Source organism: Rahnella sp. AA, from assembly GCF_002834385.1.
In the GTDB taxonomy this organism is placed as follows: Bacteria; Pseudomonadota; Gammaproteobacteria; order Enterobacterales; family Enterobacteriaceae; genus Rahnella.
Genome location: NZ_PITQ01000003.1, coordinates 263,057 through 282,501 on the forward strand (window position 1 = coordinate 263,057; position 19,445 = coordinate 282,501).

Here is a 19,445-nt window from a genome sequence, read left to right on the forward strand (position 1 = left end):
CTCTCCAAAGTAGCGAAATTGCTAACGTTGCATCAGTGTAAAGTTTCTTCAAGCTACCAGAAAGTCTGATAAATACTATCGTTATGCATATTTTGCATAACGTTATCTGTTAGGTTATTAAAGCGTCGGAACGGGGGCTGGCGGGGAATGTTACTGGACAAAAAGTGTAAAAATACTCCCTTTCCCGGTGTGGGAAAGGGAGTGCGGTGAAATCAGAAGTCGTAGGTCGCGGAGAGTTTAAATTCACGCGGGTCGCCCTGCGTCAGATAACCCCCTGTGGCTGACGCCCAGTATTTCTCGTTGGTGACGTTTTCCAGATTTGCACGCCAGGTCAGTGTGTTTTGTCCGACCGGCATCACGTAACGTAAACCGAGATCCAGACGCGTCCAGCCGTCCACTTTCAGGCTGTTTTCTTCATCAGCATATTGCGAACCGGAGCGGATCACTTTGCCCAGAGCCGTCACGCCGCTGCCGCCGGGGATGTCCCATTCGCCGCCGAGCACCCACTGATAACGCGGAATACCCACGGCATCTTTGCCGTTGTAAGCGCCGTCCTGCGTTTGGGTCATTTCCGGGTTCATCCAGGTCACGCTGCCGTTCAGACGCACGCCCAGCACCGGTTCGCCAAATACGTTCAACTCTACGCCACGGTTACGGACTTCACCGTACGTGCCGTATTCATAGGTGTCGCCGGTCGCACGGTACATACCGACCGGTTTCTTGATCTGATAAAGAGACAATGTGCCCGCGATACGGCCAAAGTCCGTTTTCACGCCGACTTCATCCTGTTTGGAGGTTTCAATGCCGGACGCCTGTCCGCCGTTGGAGACCACTTTGCCGTTATAGGTGGTGCCTGACACCTCACCGGCCTGCAACGCTTCGATGTGGTTAGCGTAGAAGGAAACGTGTTCCCACGGTTTCACCACCAGGCCAAAGGCTGGCGTAACTTTCATCTGCTCAAAGGAGTCACTTTCAGTGCCGGTATAGCTGTAATCCTTCACGATGACGTTCTGGCGGCGCAGGCCGGCAATCAGTTGCAGACGGTCGTCGAGCATCGATAAGGTATCGGAAACCGACACGCCGACGTTCTGGACACGGTTACGGATAGCGGGGTCCCCCATATTGCCCCCCGCATACAGGGTAGCCGGTGAGCTGGCGTCAACCGGATCATAAATATTGGTGTTAATCGATGACGCCGACATGGTGTACGCGGTTTTGTATTTACGGTATACGCTCGACATCCCCAGGTTCACGCTGTGGCTGATAAAGCCGGTGTCAAATTTGCCGCGAACACCTGCCTGCGTGGCAACGCTGTCCGATACATAAGGCACAGTGAGACGCCCCATCGTGGCGTTACCGTTGTCATCTTTCAGCGTTGGCGAGCTGTAGTTGCCGTATTCGCGATCGTGGTTCATCCCGACTGCGCCATAAACGGTCCAGTCATCAGCCACGTCATACTCAGCTTTCAGCATGCCGAATTCATTTTCCAGGTTGCTGGAAGCAAAATCCTGCCCGTAGTTTTTAGTCGCAGAAGGCGCATCCGGCACTTTAGTGGCGTTACCGAGATACACCACCGGACGCCCGCCGTGGACAGTCTGTTTAGTCACACCGAAATCAAAGGAAGAGCGGAAACGATCGCCGCGATAATCAAGTCCGATTGACCCCATCGTCAGGCGGCGATGCTCATCATTAACGGCCGTTTCGCCTTCACGGTTCACGGCGTTGACGCGCACGCCCCACTGATTGTTATCACCAAAACGACGTCCCACATCCACCGCGCCGCCCACCTGAGAAGATGAGGTGTAATCGACGGTTACACGGTTGATTGGTGCATCCGTGGCACGTTTCGGCTCAATGTTTACGTTACCGCCAACGCCTGTGCCACCCGGCGGTACGCCGTTAAGAAATGCGCTGGAACCTTTGAGCAGCTCCACGCGGTCTGCCAGTTCCATCGGAACCAGCTGGCGCGGCAATACGCCGTACAGGCCGCCGTAGGAAATGTCCTCGCCGTCTAGCGCAAACCCGCGAATGTTGAAAGTTTCGGCATAGTTTCCGTAGCCATAACCGGTCTGAACGCTGGCATCGTTGTTCAGGACATCACCCAGCGTGCGGCTTTGCTGATCCTGAATCAGTTTGTTGGTGAAACTGATGACATTGAAAGGCACATTCATGGCGTCCTGCTGGCCCAGCACGCCAAGCCGCCCGCCGTTCGCAACATCGCCGTCCAGATAAGCCGGAACCGGTGTCTCGCCGCCCGCTTTAAAATCGCTTTGTGCGGCAGTGACGGTAATGGTGTCGCCGGTTTTAGACGACGCCGTATTAGCAGCGTCAGTCGCAGGTGTGGTTGTCGTGGCCGCATATGCAGGCAGCGTAACCGCCGCCAGTGCGGCTGAGATCACCCCTGGCAGCAATTTACGGGCGAAAACAGGCGTGTGAAAAATTTCACGTTGAGCGCGCATTGAGGATTCCCTGAAAAGTTCAATCAATAATGAGAATAATTATTAAAACCATTCGAATTATGCTCAGGCGTTTTGCAATTGCAACCGACTTTTCGTTAAAAAATCATAGTAAACAGGATGTTAATGGGGATTTTCAGTATCGCAGGGAAATCATAACGGCAGGAAACTAAGGCTAATCGCTTGAATTCAGAAAGATAAAAATAACGGCGGAGGAAGGAAACGCTGCGCAGGGAGCCTGCGCAGCGGAATAAAGACGTTTCAGGAAAAATCAGCTCAGGCCGGGAACATCAAAGCCAGGTGAAACCGAAAGCAGCATTCTCACCTGTCTGACCAGCTCGCTCATGCAGTCATCCCGCATGCCGTAATTATTGAGTTCTTTTTCCAGCGCAAACAGATACTGCGCGTTAGTGCCCAGCGGACCACTGGCCTGCGCAATCAGCGGCGCGATGACCTGATAATCTGTATCAGCTTCATACTGCGGATGCGAAGGATCCATGATAAACACCAGCGCGGTGACTTTACGGCCATCATCGAGATCAAGCTCACACCATGTCGGACGGTAACAACCGGTGACCATTTCGCGTTTCCACAGCAGTTCCAGCTCTTCAAGAAGTCTGTCTTCAGGCAGCCTGAATGCCAGACCTGTGGTCTTCCCGCCGTCACGCAGCGCCAGCATACGCCCCGGCTGGTCATGGGTGCCGCGCCCGGATGTCAGACGTAAACAGAATGCACGGTGATACCCCTGCAGGGTGGCAGGACGCGCCTCTTCGGAATCAAAGACCGGGTTCCACATCAGCGAACCGTAACCGAAAATCCACACGGGGCTGTTGTCAGGGCGACGCGTCAGCGTACAACCCAGAGAGGCAGCGCGTTGTTCAGGGGTCAGTAGCATCGATTCATCGATACTGCCGAATGCTGTTTTACAATCTGCGTTACGCAGGAAATCTCGAGTTAACATTCATTCCCCCTTCGGTACGACTTACTTTTGAACATGCCATGCTGTTGACGCTGTGTTCTCCGCTATCGTGGGTTTCAGTTATGTGTGTTATCGGACAATATTTGCGCCGGCTTGAGGCGGCAGGTCAGGTTTATTCAGAAACCAGTTATGTCCCTACTTGTTGAAACCTTATTCGTTTCTTTCGTTGCAATCAAGGTTGAGAGCGATCACAAAACGAAAATAAAGTGATTATTTTATGAACATTGTATGAATGTTGACATTTTAGAGGGAAATAAGACAAAAACAGGCAGAAAGCGCCTGATGTGGGCAGGCCCTTCAAGGTATTCATAGAAGGGGTATTTATTATGTGCGGTGCCTGCGCACAAGAACGTGTCTGGCTGCTACCCTCAATGGATCCTGACTGATGAGTTTGCGTTTTTGCACTTAATGAGTAAAAAACGCCAATATTCACAGGGCAATCTTATGGGTATAGCAATAATTTACATAAATTGACGCATCACCGTCATTAAAAACATAAAAATATTCAACTAACTGTATTTTAAGGATTAAAATTATTAACAATAAAAATTAAGTAAAGAAAAACCAACAGTTAATGCAAATTACTCATCAACAAACAATCATTAAGTGTATTTATCATGACTAACATCAATTATTTTCTGTTAACAGATTAATTTATCTACTATACTTAATGAGTTACACTTTTATGCTGCTATGCATTTTACTGACATCCGGGGACAGGCGGCTGTTATTTTGTGAACATTTATAAGGAGAATAATCACCATGGTGTCGTCACAGGAACATCCAAAAATCAAAACCCGCCATCAGGAATATTCCCTGGTGTTTCCCATTGCTGCACTTATCGTTCTCATCCTCTGGGGCAACAGCAGTAATTTTGTTTCAGTCGTAGGCATCAATTTATTAGCGCTGGTGGGTATTCTCGCCAGCGCCTTCAGCGTCGTCCGTCATGCCGATGTCCTGGCTCACCGCCTGGGTGAACCCTACGGCTCACTGATCCTCAGCCTTTCGGTCGTGATCCTGGAAGTCAGCCTGATTTCGGCGCTGATGGCAACGGGCGATGCCGCGCCTGCACTGATGCGTGACACATTATTCTCCATCATCATGATCGTCACCGCCGGTCTGGTGGGCGTCGCCCTGCTGCTGGGTGGGCGTAAATTCGCCACACAATATGTGAATCTGGGCGGGATCAAACAATACCTGATGGCCATTTTCCCGCTGGCAGTCATCGTCCTGGTTCTGCCAGCTGCCTTGCCGGGCGGGAATTTCACAACGCCACAGGCGCTGTTTGTTGCGGTCATTTCTGCCGCTATGTATGGCGTATTCCTGCTTATCCAAACTAAAACGCATCAGAGCCTGTTTATCTACGAACACGAGGATGAAGGCGAAGAAGATGGCCACGGGAAGCCGTCATCCAAAAGCAACCTGACGCACACCTTGTGGCTGCTCGTCCATCTGGTGCTGGTTATTGCGGTCACTAAGTTCAATGCCAACCCGCTGGAACACTTGTTGACCGAACTGAATGCGCCTGCGCAGTTCACCGGTTTTCTGGTGGCACTGCTGATACTTTCGCCTGAAGGTCTCGGCGCACTGAAAGCCGTGCTGAAAAATCAGGTGCAGCGCGCGATGAATTTGTTCTTCGGCTCCGTACTGGCGACGATTTCCCTGACGGTTCCTGCGGTAACGGTGATAGCCACGCTAACGGGCCAGAAATTGATCTTCAGCCTTGATCCGGCAAATATTGTCGTGATGCTGGCCGTGCTGATCCTGTGCCAGATTTCGTTTTCCACGGGCCGCACCAATGTATTAAACGGCACTGCGCACCTGGCTTTATTCTGTGCCTATATGATGCTGATTATGCTTTAACTGCCCTGCTATTCACGTTTCAAAAAGAAAGGCCGCTCTTCTGAGCGGCCTTATTTAATGAAACAGAGGAGGAATTAAGAGTAGGCGTGCAGGGTACGTTTACACAGCTCCGAACGCACGCAGTCCTCTTTGTCGAACTGAATGATGCCAACCATCTCGTCTTCTTCAAAGCGAGACATTGCATCGCTGAGCCCCGATACTACCCCACGCGGCAAATCGCACTGGGTAATATCACCGTTAACAATCACCGTCACATTTTCACCGAGACGGGTCAGGAACATTTTCATCTGGCTGGCCGTAACATTCTGAGCTTCATCCAGAATCACCACTGCATTTTCGAAAGTACGCCCGCGCATATAAGCGAATGGCGCAATTTCAACCTTCCCTATTTCCGGTCGCAAACAATATTGCAGGAATGATGAGCCCAGGCGACGTAATAAAATGTCGTAGACCGGACGGAAATAAGGCGCAAACTTCTCAGAAATATCACCAGGCAGGAAGCCGAGATCTTCATCGGCCTGCAATACCGGGCGCGTAACAATAATCCTGTCGATTTCTTTGTGAATTAATGCCTCTGCCGCTTTCGCAGCGCTGATAAATGTTTTGCCACAGCCCGCTTCGCCAGTGGCAAAAATTAACTGCTTATTCTCTATGGCTGATAAGTAATGACCCTGAGCTTCAGTACGTGCTTCGATGACGGAAGTATCGCGACTGTCGCGCGCCATTCCAATCGACTCCAAACCGCCCATCTGTACTAATGACGTCACAGATTCTTCCTCGCGCTGGCGGTGACTGCGTGAATCGCTACGAATTACACGTTTTGCTTCACGACGAGCTTTGATCACTGCTTTCTGTCTTCCCATAGTGGCACCTTACAGTTTGATTCACTTAACGCTAAGGCATAATGCCCGCACGGTTATGTTTCACTAACAAATGAGGTTTTGGTCTCCTTTTAGACCAAGTAGAGCCAATGAATAGCGTGAAGAGGAAAATAAACCAAAGTGATTACGCAATAATCTTTTGGCTGTTTTCTGTTCACAAGGAGGCATTGTCAGTAACGACAAACCGCTGACCCGCACAATGGAATTGCCAGAATAAGAACCAGTGCGTTTCGCATGAGTTTTGACGAAAGTGAAGGAGTCAGTTAAAGAACAGGGTTGTTGCTTCGTGGATGAAAACATCAGTGGAAAACGACAGGAAAATACTGAAAATATTTGGCTTAATATTGGAGAGTCGGATGCCTTGCCCTCGTTTGCTTTTAAGCGACAACAACGAGTGAATGAGTAAAGCTTGTTATTTTCTATCACCAGCCCAAACATGGACTTTACCATTCGCGCTCCCCGCAGTGTTATTAACGGCATCTGCCGTACACCTCGTGAAAACTACCGCTTAATAATTTCAGTATAATGACAGCTGAAATCTTTGCGTTACCAAAATGTAAAAAAGTTTGTGGGTGACGTCAATAGGATCTTGAGGATCTTTTTTGCGATCCTCGCGCTGGTTATTTTTTATCCGTGATTTTACTGCATAAAGTAAAGCAGGCGACCGACCCGCTGACGGCAAAAAGGATCGGAATCAGGAAGTCATGATCCACCCGCGTGAACTCCATTATCAGCACAACGGCGGTTATTGGCATTTTCATTGATGACGCCAGAAATGCCGCCGCGCCAATAATGGCAAATGCCCCGAGCGATGTCCCCGGCCAGAAAATATTCCACAGCGCGCCCAAAATACAGGCCAGCAATGCACCATTGGATAATCCCGGTGTCAGTAATCCGCCCTGCGCCCCGGCGCGTAATGTGCCCCAGGTAATCACCAGTTTGCCGATAAGTACGGTTGCAGCCAGCGCCACGGTAATCTGATTATCAAAACTCAGCTGCGCCGGGCCTTTGCCGTTGCCCAGTAATTGCGGAAGCCAGCCCGCCAGAATGCCGATAAACGCAAAATTAAGCAGATTATAAATAATCAAACGCGCATCACGCGGAGCCTGCGCTTTCGCCCGGTTGGTCATTCGCGTAAACCCGTAAGCCGCAATGCCAAACACCGGCCCCATGACTGCCGACCAGACCAGCAAGGCGGGCGTGGTATTCAGCTGCATCAGGTGATATTGCGATTCGTTGCCCAGCCCGATCCACGCCACCAGCGCGGCGATGGAAGATGTGGCGATCGCAGGCAGCAGCAGCGGCCAGCGGAATGCGCCGAGCAACACTTCCAGCACAAACACCGCGCCGCCGAGCGGGACGTTATACACCGCCGCCAGCCCCGCGCCTGCACCGCAGGCAATCATGATTTGCGTTTCGCGCGCCGTCAGCCTGAAACGCAGCGACAGCCAGTTTGCGCTGACCGCACCGATTTCGCGTGGCGCGACCTCACGTCCGAGCGGTGAACCAAGCGCGACGGTGATGATTTGCAGCAACGCATGAATTGTCGTGCTGACAAATGGCATTCGCGGATTTTCTGATTTCACCGCCGTGGCGATGCTCACCAGCGGTTTTCCCCAGCGGTACAGCGCCCACCAGCCTGCGCCAGCAATCGCACCACAAACAATCAGCACGATAAGCCGCCGGCTGCGCGTCGCGTCGCTGACGCCCTGCAAAAAGCTTTCGCTGCTGATGATAAAATCCGGGCTGTAGCCGAAGGCCAGATGCTGAATGTAGTGCAGGATCAGCGCAAGCATCATGCCACCGAGACCGGCTAACACGCCGGTACACAATGTCGCTGACGTCAGCCGCCATAGCGGGCTGGAAACTTCGGGATTATTCAACTCTGACACTCCGCATTGTTGCCTGATGTTTGGGTTACCTGAATAGCTTACAAAACATCAGTTAAACCGCACGTCAGCTCAGCAGATTATTTTTCTTTTCATTGAGGAAGTAACTGTTAATCCCTTCAGCCAGCGCGTGGGCCATTTTCTCCTGAAATGCGGGCTCACCCAGCAGTTTTTCTTCCTGCTTATTGGTAATGAACGAGGTTTCCACCAGCACCGAAGGTATACGCGGGGATTTTAGTACCGCAAAACCTGCCTGCTCCGGATGCGGGCTGTGCATGTGATGAACTTTGATAATATTGGCCGCCAGATGGCTGCCGAAATCCATGCTGCGGTGAATCGTTTCATGCTGGTCAAGATCAAACAACGTTTCTTTAAGATACTGATCGTCGGTCTTAAAATCGTTGTCGTACAGTACATCTACGCTGTTTTCGCTTTGCGATAAATATTTGGCCATCGCGCTCCCCGCACCATGTTCTGACAGTGCAAACACCGACGCGCCGGAGACCTGTTCGTTGGTAAATCCATCCGCATGAATCGAAATAAACAGGTCGGCCTCATGCTGATGTGCCAGGCTGACACGGTGATAAAGCGGGATAAACACGTCATCCTGTCGCGTCAGCACCGCGTGTATACCGTGCTGCTGATCGAGCAAGGTTTGCAGCCTTTTGGCAATATGCAGTACCACATGTTTTTCGTACGTCCCTTCAGTGCCAATCGCTCCCGGATCTTTGCCCCCGTGACCGGGATCGATCATAACCAGTAACGGCTTTTCTGAACGTGGCACCGTGGTCGTCACCGGCACGACCTGCGCGGCGCCCGCTTCCGTTATTGACACTTTCAGTACGCCATTTTCAGTGGTCCGTGAGATCTCTGGTTTACCGTCTACCTGCAACACGATACGCGCCACGTCAGGGCTGAAATGCGCGATACGCCCTTCTTTCACCCACGAAAATTTCTGCCGGACCACCGTCAGAGAATGCTCCAGTTCCGGTGGAAATGACGTCATCGGCATATCAATGACTACGCGTTCCGGTGAGCCGAGCATAAACACACGGCACCGTTTATCAGCAACGGGCAGTTCAAGGTGGATCTGGCTGTCATCCGAAGTCATAGCAATGCGCACAATCTTTTGCGCGGCATACAGGCGCGGTGCCGTAAGTGAGAGCCCGATACCGAAGATCAGCAATTTTCTGCGGGCGTGATTGATGGTCATAACAGTCTCAGTACTGGCATCATGATAAAAACATTTTTACGATTTATCATCATGACATTACGGACGTTTTTAGGAATTAGCGGGAGTATTAACAGAAAGTGAATTGCGTAAGCAGGCGTAAAAAAGATTTCCGGATAAACGCCTTCCCGCAACAGGAAGGCGTTCGCATTACGCTTCGATCAGCGTCTGCCCGAGATAATGATTTTCGTCTTTTACCCCCGGCAGCGTGAAGAAGAAACCGCCGCCATTTGGCCTGATATACTCTTCCAGTGCTTCACCGTTCAGACGCTTTTGTACTGTCAGGAAACCTTTTTCCAGATCATGCTGGTAACAGACGAAAATCAGCCCCATTTCCAGTTGCCCGGACGAGGTGACGCCCTGCGAATAGCTGTAACCGCGTCGCAGCATCAGGTTTTCTTCCGTCTCTTTGGTTCGCGGGTTGGCAAGGCGAATATGAGAGTCGAGACGGATAGTCTCCCCGTGCGGATCCTGAGCATAATCAGGCACATCATGTTCTTTTTCCATGCCGAGCGGCGCGCCGGTGGCTTTGTGGCGGCCAAAAATCGACTGTTGTTCCTGTAACGGCGTGCGGTCCCATGATTCGACGCGGAAGGGAATCAAACGCGTCGCCTGATAACTTCCGCCCACCGTCCAGCCCGGCTCACCCTGACCGGCGGTCACCCAGACCACTTTATCCATCAGTGGCTGATCTTTGGAATCCGGATTGGCTGTTCCGTCCTTAAAGCCCAGCAGGTTGATCGGCGTCTCTTTACCCTGGCTACGCGCGGCGTGAGAAGAAATAAAACCATCGCGACGCCAGCGCACACTGAGCAAATCCGGCGTGTATTTGATGATGTCGCGCAGCGCATGCACCACGGTATCGTTGTTGTTCGCACAAATTTGCAGTGACAGATCGCCGTGACAAAGTTTGGCATCGAGAGAATCGTTCGGGAAGCGCGCCATGCGCTGTAATTTCAGCGGCTTATGCGGTGCTAATCCGAAACGCTCATCGAACAGTGATTCGCCGACAGACAACGTCATGGTCAGATTATCCGGGTAAATTTCAGCCCCCATCACACCTGAATCCATCGGCGGGAATTTCGGATCAACCGAAGGTGTCGTGCCGCCGGTAGTGAGGAACGCAAAGCGGGTGTCGAGCAGACGGAAAAGACGCTCGAGATCGGCTTTGGTGGTCGCGAGTACATCAAACGCAACCAGCATCATCGACGCCTGCTGCGGCGTTAAAATCCCTGCCTGATGCCCGCCGTAATAAGGCTGCTTGCCCCAGCGTTCATCGGGAGAAACGGTGCCTGGTGTGTACTCTTTTTTGGCACCCGGTGTTTTTTCTGCCTGCGCACCGGCCGCGCCGCCGAGGGCAAATGCCCCGCCTAACAATCCCACGCCTTTCAGTAAACGGCGGCGTGAAGAAGAAGTCGCGTCCTGTTGTACGGACTTATTATCGTTTTTATTGCTCATTGCTATGCCTCAACTTCATGACACTTTGCACTATGCAAGAGAGCGCCTGAGCGCTCTCTGCTTATTCCCACTCAGGGAATACCCTAAATAATTCACGTTGCAGGAAGGCGGCAAGCTCATGAATCCCCGGGAGCAGGGACGTACCCTGTGACCGGGGTGAATGAGCGCAGCCAACGCATCTGCGGCGCGAAGTATGACGGGTATTTAATCCAGACCTAAAACGCCACGCAGCCTGGCTAAATCTTCTGCCAGCGTGGTGATCGGCCCTTTCATCGCATTACGGTCGGCGTCGGAGAGTTTTTCGTAGTTCTCGTAACCGTCTTTGGTTTTGTATTTATCCAGCAGGGTATCCACGGTTTTAAAGTTCGCGTCGATTTTATCCAGCAGCGGTTTGTCGGCTTTTTCCAGCAGCGGACGCAGCAGGTTCACGATTTTCTGCGCACCGTCGAGGTTAGCGCGGAAATCCCACAAATCGGTGCGGCTGTAACGGTCTTCCTCACCGCTGATTTTGCTGGCTGCCACTTCTTCGATGAGACCCGCTGCGCCGCCGACCACTTTGCTTGGCGGGAAGGTCAGCTCGGCAATACGTTTTTGCAGATCAACCGTGTCGGCATACAGCTTGTCAGCAAACGGTTCGGTGCCTTTGGTGGTTTTGTCCGCGAAGAGAATTTTCTCCAGACGGTGGAAACCGGTGAAGTTAGGATCTTCGGCTTTTTTCTCGAAGTCATCTTCACGGGCATCGATGCTGCCATCGAGATCAGAGAACAGCTCGGCGATAGGTTCGATACGCTCGTAATAAACGCGGGTGGACGCATACAGTGCCTGCGCTTTCGCCAGATCGCCTTTTTTAACGGCTTCTGTGAAGGCTTTGGTGTGAGAAACCAGCTCGGCAACCTGCTGGGTAACATACACTTTATATTCTGCAATCGGCCCCACCAGCGCCATAGCATCGGGCTTACCGGCAGCGTCAGCACCTTCCGCCGTCACGGTCAGTTTGCCTTTCGGATTGCTCAGCAAGCCGCAGGTCATGTCGTATTCGCCCGGTTCAAGATTGGCGGTCATTTTCTGCGTGAAGCCCGGTGCCACGTTTTCACGTTCTTCCACCACCATCACGCCTTTCAGAATTTCCCATTCCAGGTTTTTCTGGCTGTCGTTATGGATAACAAACTGGGTTTTACCGGCTGGCACGGTCAGCGCCATCGGTTCACATTGTTTGTCGTTAACGGCAATCTTGACCTGACGGACATCAGCCGCCAGCACGTTAGCGCTCAGCGCAAAAGCGGGCAGTGACAGCAGCGCGACCTGTAAAGCTTTACGGCGAAACAGCGGGGATGAATATGGCATGTACAACTCCGTGACAAAGGCAAAGTGATGAATCAAATGTATAAAATCAGCGTTGTGTTTTTTGTCCGGCAGAAGCCGGAGCCGTGACCGCTGATTTTCCCTGAGGCATAAAGAACAGGAACAGCGCGGGGATCAGATACAGGAAATACACCGCGACTTCACTGACGGTCGGCGCTTCCTGATAACCAAACATCCCTTCCAGCAAGGTGCCGAACAGAGAATGTGTGGACAGCGTGCCGCTGAAATCAAACGCGATATCCTGCATTCCGTTCCACAAACCGGCTTCGTGGAACGCACGGATAGCACCGGCCGCCAGACCCGCCGCAACGAACAGAATAAACAGGCTGGTCCACTTAAAGAACTTCGCCAGATGCAGCTTCACGCCGCCGTAGTAAATCAGGAAACCCAGCACGATAGCCGCGCCCAGACCGAGTAACGCGCCGATGGGGGCTTCAATGCCGACATCCTGCTGGAATGCCGCCAGCAGGAAAAATACTGACTCCAGCCCTTCACGCGCGACCGCGAAGAACACCATCGCTACCAGCGCCCAGCCCTGCCCGCGTCCGGAATTAAGCGCGTTATCAATCGCACCTTCCAGATGCACTTTGATGGAACGCGAAACCTTACGCATCCAGAACACCATGTAGGTCAGAATGCACACCGCCACCACGGCCACGATGCCTTCAAACAGCTCCTGCTGCTTTTGCGGAAACTCACCGGTGGTGGCGTTAATGAACAGCCCCAGCGCCAGACACAATGCCGCAGCAATGAACACGCCAATCCAGACCACACCGAGCCACTGCCCGCGCTGCGTCCGTTTGAGGTAACTGGCGATCAGGCTGACAATCAGCGCCGCCTCCAGCCCTTCGCGAAACATAATGAGAAACGGAACGAACATAGCGGAAACTCCCGAGCCCTGAATTCTGAAGACTGACAGGTATGTAAGGACTCTGTAAAGAAAAGTAAAAAGAAACGATATTGATTATCATTCCTGGAAAAAGAAATACAAGAGGTGACAGACTCTTTTTTGAAATCAGGCGGGGAAATGAGCACGAAAAAACAGAAAACCGGGATCAGGGCGATCCCGGTTTGCAGCGATAACGCGGGGAAAATCAGATGGTGTTGTATTCCGCTTCGGCAGCGTTGAAGCGCTCTTCGACTGCTACGGAAGGTTTACGCCCCATCAGGCTGACCACCCAGATGGCGATCGAAGCAAAGATAAAGCCGGGAATAATTTCGTACAGTTCGGCCCAGCCGTAGCTTTTCCACAAAATGACCGTCGCGGCGCCGATGACCATTCCGGCCAGCGCGCCGTTGCGGGTCATGCGTTTCCACATCACGGAAATCAGGATCACCGGCCCGAATGCCGCACCAAAACCTGCCCAGGCGTAGCTGACTAAACCGAGAACGCGGTTTTCAGGGTTGGCGGCCAGCGCAATCGCCACCAGCGCGACAACCAGCACCATCGCACGACCAATCCACACCAGCTCACGCTGGCTTGCGCCTTTACGCAGGAACGCTTTGTACAAATCTTCAGTAATCGCGCTCGAACAGACCAGCAACTGGCAGCTCAGGGTGCTCATCACCGCCGCCAGAATGGCCGACAGCAAAATCCCGGCAATCCACGGGTTGAACAGGATTTTCGCCAGCTCGATGAACACGCGCTCACCGTTTTGCGTCACGTTGCCCGCCACTGCCGGATTATTGCTGAAATACGCAATCCCGAAGAAGCCCACGGCGATGGTGCCCGCCAGACACAGAATCATCCACGTCATGCTGATACGGCGTGCGCTGCGGATAGTGTGATGCGAATCGGCGGCCATAAAACGCGCCAGAATATGCGGCTGACCGAAATACCCCAGCCCCCAGCCGAGCAGGGACAAAATCGCCACCAGATTCATATTCTTGAACATATCGGTGTATTCCGGGTTTTTCGCCTGAATCACCAGCATCGAACTGTCAATGCCGCCGACCGCGAGGATGACAATCACCGGTGTCAGGATCAGCGCGAAAATCATCAGGCTGGCCTGCACGGTGTCAGTCCAGCTGACCGCCAGAAAACCGCCTATAAAGGTATAAATAATGGTCGCTGCGGCACCCGCCCACAGCGCGGTCTGATAAGACATCCCGAAGGTGCTTTCAAACAAACGCGCACCGGCAACAATCCCCGAAGCACAGTAAATGGTGAAAAACACCAGGATCACAATCGCCGAAATAATACGCAGCAATTTACTGGAATCTTCAAAGCGGTGCGTGAAGTAATCCGGCAGCGTCAGCGCATTATTGTTGGCCTCGGTGTGAACGCGTAAGCGCCCCGCCACCAGCTTCCAGTTCAGATACGCGCCAATCGTGAGGCCGATGGCAATCCAGCTTTCGGAAATACCGGAAAGAAAAATCGCACCCGGTAAACCCATTAACAACCAGCCGCTCATGTCCGAAGCGCCGGCGGAAAGTGCCGTCACCACGCTGCCTAAACTGCGGCCACCCAGAATATAATCATCAAAGTTTTTGGTCCGTAAATACGCGATGAGCCCTATCAAAATCATCCCGAAAATATAAACACAAAACGTCACCACCATCGGTGTGTTCATTGTCATGTCTTTCTCCACTTTCTTATTTTTTGCGATACGTGTTTGCAATGCAGACCGGCATCTGTCTGTCCTGACACGCCTTTTTCAAAAGGCGGCCAACATCATGCCGGGGCGAGATGATGGCTGAAACCCGCGAAGGATGCAGCATGACTCTCCATTTTTTTTCTTTTTCAGCGTACTTAATGTGGTTTTTATTCAAATTAACTGTCGGTCGCGATACTGGTTGAGTGATCGCCACATTTCAAATGTTTTAACATTTTGGATACGTAAAATTTACGACGCATCACACTTATGATGAGAGCGGGTTGCACGTTACATTTTCAAAAGTTGCACCTTTAACATTGAGGTTATTAAGGCAGTCACCAGGGAAAACCGGCCTTTCCCGCGTTGATTCAATGTTAAAAATGCCAAATAAATCACATCAGGCATACTTCGTGCATTAACAGGGTTGCACAAGGTTGCAACATGGAAGATATTGCTTGCCATAAAGATAATGAATTCACCTGAACCTTTTCATATGGAGTGGTTGCGCATGGGTATGACGACGATGGGCGTGAAGCTGGACGAAGGCACACGCGACAGGCTAAAAATTGCGGCACAGCAGATTGACCGCACGCCGCACTGGCTGATCAAACAGGCGATTTTTTCCTATCTGGAACGTCTGGAAAATGGCGATTCGCTGCCGGAGATCCCGGCGCTGAACGGCGCAGCGGCTGGCGATGCGGAAGATCCCGCCGGTCAGCCGGTGCAGGAAATACATCAGCCGTTCCTTGATTTCGCCGAGCAGATTTTGCCGCAGTCAGTCAGTCGCTCAGCCATTACCGCCGCCTATCGCCGCCCGGAGCCGGAAGCCGTTTCCATGCTGCTCGAACAGGCCCGTCTGCCTGCCCCGCTCAACGACGCGGCGCTGAAACTGGCCGCCGACATCGCCACCAAGTTGCGTAACCAGAAAAGTGCAAACGGCCGCGCCGGGATGGTGCAAAGCCTGTTGCAGGAATTCTCCCTCTCCTCGCAGGAAGGCGTGGCGCTGATGTGTCTGGCCGAAGCGCTGTTGCGTATTCCCGATAAGCCAACGCGCGATGCGTTAATCCGCGACAAAATCAGCAACGGTAACTGGCATTCACATCTTGGCCGCAGCCCGTCGCTGTTCGTCAACGCCGCGACCTGGGGTCTGCTGTTCACCGGCAAACTGGTGGCGACACATAATGAAGCCAGCCTGTCGAAATCCCTGAACCGGATTATCGGCAAAAGCGGCGAACCGCTGATCCGCAAAGGCGTGGACATGGCGATGCGCCTGATGGGCGAACAGTTCGTGACCGGCGAAACCATCGCGGAAGCGCTGGCTAACGCACGCAAACATGAAGAAAAAGGTTTCCGTTACTCCTACGACATGCTGGGTGAAGCGGCGCTGACCGAAAAAGACGCGCAGGCGTATTTGCAGTCGTACCAGCAGGCGATTAACGCGATTGGTAAAGCTTCAAACGGCCGTGGCATTTATGAAGGGCCGGGGATTTCCATCAAACTTTCCGCCCTGCATCCGCGCTACAGCCGTGCCCAGTACGAACGCGTGATGGACGAACTTTATCCGCGCCTGCTTTCCCTGACACTGCTGGCGCGCAGTTATGACATCGGCATCAACATTGACGCCGAAGAAGCCGACCGTCTGGAAATCTCCCTCGATCTGCTGGAAAAACTCTGCTTTGAGCCGGAACTGGCGGGCTGGAACGGCATCGGCTTCGTTATTCAGGCTTACCAGAAACGCTGCCCGATGGTCATCGATTATCTGACTAATCTGGCGCAGCGCAGCCGCCGCCGCCTGATGATCCGCCTGGTGAAAGGCGCGTACTGGGACAGCGAGATTAAACGCGCCCAGATGGACGGTCTGGAAGATTATCCGGTTTATACCCGCAAGGTTTACACCGACGTTTCCTATCTGGCCTGCGCCCGCAAACTGCTGGCGGTGCCCAACCTGATTTATCCGCAGTTTGCGACACACAACGCGCACACCGTGGCGGCAATTTATCAGCTGGCCGGTAACAACTATTATCCCGGCCAGTACGAATTCCAGTGCCTGCACGGCATGGGCGAACCGCTGTACGAACAGGTTGTCGGCAAAATCAGCGAGGGCAAACTGAACCGCCCTTGCCGCATTTATGCCCCGGTCGGCACGCATGAAACGTTGCTGGCGTATCTGGTACGCCGCCTGCTGGAAAACGGTGCGAACACCTCCTTTGTTAACCGTATCGCTGACGCCACCTTGCCGATTGACGAACTGGTGGCCGATCCGGTTCTGGCCGTCGAAGCGCTGGCCGCCAGCGAAGGTCAGGTCGGATTGCCTCATCCGCGTATCGCGCTGCCGCGCAATTTGTACGGCGACAAACGTGTGAACTCAGCCGGGCTGGATATGTCGAGCGAACACCGTCTGGCGTCGCTTTCCAGCGCCCTGCTGCAAAGCGCCAGCCATCCGGTGAAAGCCCAGCCGATGATTGATGCGCAGACCGATGAGGGCGAATTCCTGCCGGTCATTAACCCGGCTGAAAACGGCGATATCGTCGGTTACGTGCGTGAAGCCACGCAGGACGAAATCAGCCGTGCGCTGGATGCATCCACTGCCGCCGGTGCCATCTGGTTTGCGACGCCTCCCGAAGAGCGCGCCGCAATCTTGCAACGCGCCGCAGAATTGATGGAAGCACAGTTGCAAAGCTTGCTTGGCGTGCTGGTGCGTGAGGCCGGAAAGACCTTTAATAACGCCATCGCCGAAGTGCGTGAAGCGGTGGATTTCCTGCACTATTACGCAGGCCAGATCCGCGAAGACTTTGCCAATGATTCGCACCGTCCACTCGGGCCGGTGGTGTGTATCAGCCCGTGGAACTTCCCGCTGGCGATTTTCACCGGCCAGATTGCCGCCGCGCTCGCCGCAGGCAACAGCGTGCTGGCAAAACCGGCTGAGCAGACGCCACTGATTGCTGCGCTGGCCGTAGGCATTTTGCATGAAGCCGGTGTTCCCGCTGGCGTGCTGCAACTGTTGCCGGGCCAGGGGGAAACCGTGGGCTCACAGCTGGTGAACGACGAGCGCGTCCGCGGCGTGCTGTTTACCGGTTCCACCGATGTGGCGGGAATTTTGCAACGCAACATCGCCGGTCGTCTGGATCCGCAAGGGCGCCCGACGCCGCTTATCGCCGAAACCGGCGGCCTGAATGCGATGATTGTGGATTCCTCCGCGCTCACCGAACAGGTGGTGACGGATGTCGTGGCGTCAGCCTTCGACAGCGCCGGTCAGCGCTGTTCCGCCCTGCGCGTGCTGTGTATTCAGGACGACGTCGCCGACCATACGCTGCAAATGCTGCGCGGTGCGATGGCCGAATGCCGCATGGGCAACCCTGAGCGGTTATGTACCGACATCGGGCCGGTGATTGACGCCGAAGCCAAAGCCGGTATCGAGAAACACATCGATGCCATGCGCGCCAAAGGCCGCACGGTGTATCAGGCCACGCAGGAATTTACTGCCGATCAGCAGGAATGGACGCGCGGAACCTTCATTAAACCGACGCTGATCGAGCTGGAAAGCTTCGATGAAATGAAGAAAGAAATCTTCGGCCCGGTACTGCATGTGGTGCGTTATGCCCGTCAGGAACTGGATAAGCTGATCGGTCAGATTAATGCCGCGGGTTACGGCCTGACGCTGGGTATTCATACCCGCATCGACGAAACCATCCACCGCGTGACGCAGCAGGCGCACGTTGGCAACATGTATGTGAACCGCAACATGGTCGGCGCTGTCGTGGGTGTCCAGCCGTTTGGCGGTGAAGGCTTATCAGGTACCGGTCCGAAAGCCGGTGGCCCGCTGTACCTGTACCGTCTGCTGAGCAGCCGCCCGCAGGACGCCGTGCAGCAAACGTTATTGCGTCAGGATCGCGAACTGCCGCTCGACACGTCTGTACGCGAAGCGTTACTGGCACCGCACCGCGCGTTGCAACAATGGGCAACGGAGCAGAAACATCGCGAAGACCTGATTGCCGTCTGCGAGCGTTTCGCGCACACCAGCCAGGGCGGCACATTGCGCACCCTGCCGGGGCCGACCGGGGAACGTAACACCTACGCATTGTTGCCGCGTGAGCGTGTTCTGGCGTTGTCAGACAATCAGGATGACGCGCTGACCCAGCTTGCCGCCGTCACCGCGACCGGTTGCCGTATTCTCTGGCCGGATGCGCCGTTACAGCGCGAACTGTTCAGCCAGTTACCGAAAGCGGTACAGGAACGTGTCGATTTCGCCAAAGACTGGCAGAACGATGCACCGGTATTTGACGCGGTGATTTACCACGGCGACGCTGATCAGCTACGTGAACTTTGCCAGCTTATCGCCAAGCGCCCGGGCGCGATTATTTCAGTACAAGGGTTTGCACGCGGCGAAGATAACATCCTGCTGGAGCGTCTGTTGCATGAGCGTTCGCTGAGTGTGAATACCGCAGCGGCTGGCGGGAATGCGAGTCTGATGACCATCGGGTGATAGATTGCAGAAGCCGCTGCAACTGGGCGGCTTCTCACTTGCAGTCAAACGCTGTCGGCGGACCGAGAAAGTTTCGGCTTTTCACTTGCAGTGATCGCTTAACTCAGGTCAAAACCTTGGGTTGCCACCCAAACCGGCCTCAAGGAGCGCCTGTCGCCGCGCCCCTTGAGAATCCCGGGCTCTTAAACTGCGCGCTACCGCTGGCTGGCTATGTTTCAGCAACCACTGCTATTGCCGCGAAAACTT

At 53.6% G+C, this 19,445-nt stretch carries 11 protein-coding genes; 2 read left to right on the forward strand and 9 right to left on the reverse strand.

Annotated elements, in window-relative coordinates:
- Window positions 1-212: 212 nt before the first annotated feature.
- Together CWS43_RS09495 and CWS43_RS09500 are read right to left on the reverse strand one after the other, a co-directional pair.
- Window positions 213-2,459 carry a TonB-dependent siderophore receptor gene (locus CWS43_RS09495; protein ID WP_101076698.1) on the reverse strand — a complete coding sequence of 749 codons (2,247 nt, stop codon included), beginning with the start codon at window positions 2,457-2,459 and terminating at the stop codon, window positions 213-215.
- A gap of 268 nt (window positions 2,460-2,727) precedes the next feature.
- Window positions 2,728-3,417 carry a gamma-glutamylcyclotransferase gene (locus CWS43_RS09500; protein ID WP_101076699.1) on the reverse strand — a complete coding sequence of 230 codons (690 nt, stop codon included), beginning with the start codon at window positions 3,415-3,417 and terminating at the stop codon, window positions 2,728-2,730.
- Between the two features lie 780 nt (window positions 3,418-4,197).
- On the opposite strand from CWS43_RS09500, the gene chaA reads away from it, so the two are divergent.
- Window positions 4,198-5,298: a sodium-potassium/proton antiporter ChaA gene (gene chaA, locus CWS43_RS09505; RefSeq protein WP_101076700.1), complete on the forward strand. Its 1,101-nt coding sequence runs from the start codon at window positions 4,198-4,200 to the stop codon at window positions 5,296-5,298.
- 74 nt (window positions 5,299-5,372) lie between these two features.
- Here the strand turns inward: chaA and phoH are convergent, their stop codons facing one another.
- From phoH to putP, 7 genes are all read right to left on the reverse strand, one after another.
- A complete protein-coding gene (gene phoH, locus CWS43_RS09510) occupies window positions 5,373-6,161 on the reverse strand; it encodes a phosphate starvation-inducible protein PhoH (protein WP_101076701.1) in 789 nt (262 codons plus the stop codon).
- Window positions 6,162-6,799: 638 nt separating this feature from the next.
- Entirely contained in the window at window positions 6,800-8,071 is a 1,272-nt protein-coding gene (locus CWS43_RS09520) for a chloride channel protein (RefSeq protein ID WP_198555802.1), read from the reverse strand.
- A gap of 64 nt (window positions 8,072-8,135) precedes the next feature.
- Window positions 8,136-9,281, reverse strand: a complete 1,146-nt coding sequence (locus tag CWS43_RS09525; RefSeq protein ID WP_101076703.1) for an N-acetylmuramoyl-L-alanine amidase — start codon at window positions 9,279-9,281, stop codon at window positions 8,136-8,138.
- A 168-nt stretch (window positions 9,282-9,449) separates the two neighbouring features.
- Entirely contained in the window at window positions 9,450-10,757 is a 1,308-nt protein-coding gene (efeB, locus tag CWS43_RS09530) for an iron uptake transporter deferrochelatase/peroxidase subunit (RefSeq protein WP_101076704.1), read from the reverse strand.
- A 204-nt stretch (window positions 10,758-10,961) separates the two neighbouring features.
- Window positions 10,962-12,101: an iron uptake system protein EfeO gene (gene efeO, locus CWS43_RS09535; protein WP_101076705.1), complete on the reverse strand. Its 1,140-nt coding sequence runs from the start codon at window positions 12,099-12,101 to the stop codon at window positions 10,962-10,964.
- Between the two features lie 46 nt (window positions 12,102-12,147).
- Window positions 12,148-12,999, reverse strand: a complete 852-nt coding sequence (gene efeU / locus CWS43_RS09540) for an iron uptake transporter permease EfeU (protein ID WP_101076706.1) — start codon at window positions 12,997-12,999, stop codon at window positions 12,148-12,150.
- Window positions 13,000-13,213: 214 nt separating this feature from the next.
- Window positions 13,214-14,698, reverse strand: a complete 1,485-nt coding sequence (putP, locus tag CWS43_RS09545) for a sodium/proline symporter PutP (protein ID WP_101076707.1) — start codon at window positions 14,696-14,698, stop codon at window positions 13,214-13,216.
- A gap of 526 nt (window positions 14,699-15,224) precedes the next feature.
- Between putP and putA the strand changes: the two genes are divergently transcribed.
- Window positions 15,225-19,199, forward strand: a complete 3,975-nt coding sequence (putA, locus tag CWS43_RS09550) for a trifunctional transcriptional regulator/proline dehydrogenase/L-glutamate gamma-semialdehyde dehydrogenase (protein WP_101076708.1) — start codon at window positions 15,225-15,227, stop codon at window positions 19,197-19,199.
- Window positions 19,200-19,445 lie beyond the last annotated feature (246 nt).

What these genes read in the sequence shown, in the direction of transcription:
- efeU (WP_101076706.1), bottom strand. Translation starts at nt 12,999, where the DNA reads ATGTTCGTTCCGTTTCTCATTATGTTTCGCGAAGGGCTGGAGGCGGCG.
- efeB (WP_101076704.1), bottom strand. Translation starts at nt 10,757, where the DNA reads ATGAGCAATAAAAACGATAATAAGTCCGTACAACAGGACGCGACTTCT.
- CWS43_RS09500 (WP_101076699.1), bottom strand. Translation starts at nt 3,417, where the DNA reads ATGTTAACTCGAGATTTCCTGCGTAACGCAGATTGTAAAACAGCATTC.
- putP (WP_101076707.1), bottom strand. Translation starts at nt 14,698, where the DNA reads ATGACAATGAACACACCGATGGTGGTGACGTTTTGTGTTTATATTTTC.
- efeO (WP_101076705.1), bottom strand. Translation starts at nt 12,101, where the DNA reads ATGCCATATTCATCCCCGCTGTTTCGCCGTAAAGCTTTACAGGTCGCG.
- CWS43_RS09495 (WP_101076698.1), bottom strand. Translation starts at nt 2,459, where the DNA reads ATGCGCGCTCAACGTGAAATTTTTCACACGCCTGTTTTCGCCCGTAAA.
- CWS43_RS09525 (WP_101076703.1), bottom strand. Translation starts at nt 9,281, where the DNA reads ATGACCATCAATCACGCCCGCAGAAAATTGCTGATCTTCGGTATCGGG.
- putA (WP_101076708.1), top strand. Translation starts at nt 15,225, where the DNA reads ATGGGTATGACGACGATGGGCGTGAAGCTGGACGAAGGCACACGCGAC.
- chaA (WP_101076700.1), top strand. Translation starts at nt 4,198, where the DNA reads ATGGTGTCGTCACAGGAACATCCAAAAATCAAAACCCGCCATCAGGAA.
- phoH (WP_101076701.1), bottom strand. Translation starts at nt 6,161, where the DNA reads ATGGGAAGACAGAAAGCAGTGATCAAAGCTCGTCGTGAAGCAAAACGT.